We start from the raw sequence: 827 nt of genomic DNA, 5'->3' as shown, positions 1-827 counted from the left end.
TCGCGTTCGATGCGTTGGTGCAGGTTTTGCTGATGGCGGATTTGTTCTTCCAAACGGGCAATCTGCTCGCGCAACACACCGCGTTTGTTGCTCAATTCATGTACCGCCTGCTGTTGCGACTGTTCGGCGGTCTGCAAGGTGTGTACTTCGTCGTTTAATGCCTGAACCTGCGCGGCGGTTTCGTCCTGCTGCGCCTGCAAAGACTGATGCTGCGCGGTCGCTTTGTCGGCAGCGGCAAGCGATTGCTGCCATTGGGCGTAATCGAGCAAATCCTGTTGCTGGTTCAACTGCGCGGTCAGGGATTTGTAGCGTTCGGCGGTTTCCGCCTGTTTCTCGAGCTTTTCCACCTGACGCGCCAACTCGTTCTGCAAATCGCCCAAACGCTGTAAATGCTCGCGTGTGCCTTTCAGACGGCCTTCCGTCTCCTTACGGCGTTCCTTATATTTGGACACGCCCGCCGCCTCCTCGATATAGGCGCGCAACTCCTCCGGCCGCGCTTCGATGATGCGTGAAATCATCCCCTGCTCGATGACGGCATAACCGCGCGCGCCCACGCCCGTACCCAGAAACAAATCAGTAATGTCGCGGCGGCGCACGGTCTGATTGTTGATGAAATAAGTCGATTCTCCCTGACGCGTTAGCTGTCGCTTGATGCTCACCTCGGCATACTGCCCCCACGCCCCCTGCAAACTGTGGTCGCTGTTGTCAAACACCAGCTCCACCGAAGCCCTCGGCGCAGGACGGCGCGTCGCCGCACCGTTAAAAATCACGTCCTGCATACTCTCGCCGCGAAGCTGCTTCGCCGAAGCCTCGCCCAACACCCAGCG

The 827-nt window shown here is 58.6% G+C and carries 1 pseudogene; it reads right to left on the bottom strand.

Annotated elements, in window-relative coordinates:
• Positions 1–827: pseudogene (locus ACTHS3_RS16205) on the bottom strand (chromosome segregation protein SMC); the annotation flags it as partial.

It is taken from the genome of Neisseria sp. P0009.S007 (genome assembly GCF_051962515.1).
The sequence above is the reverse complement of the archived record's forward strand: the minus strand, read 5'-3'. Positions and strand labels throughout refer to the sequence as shown.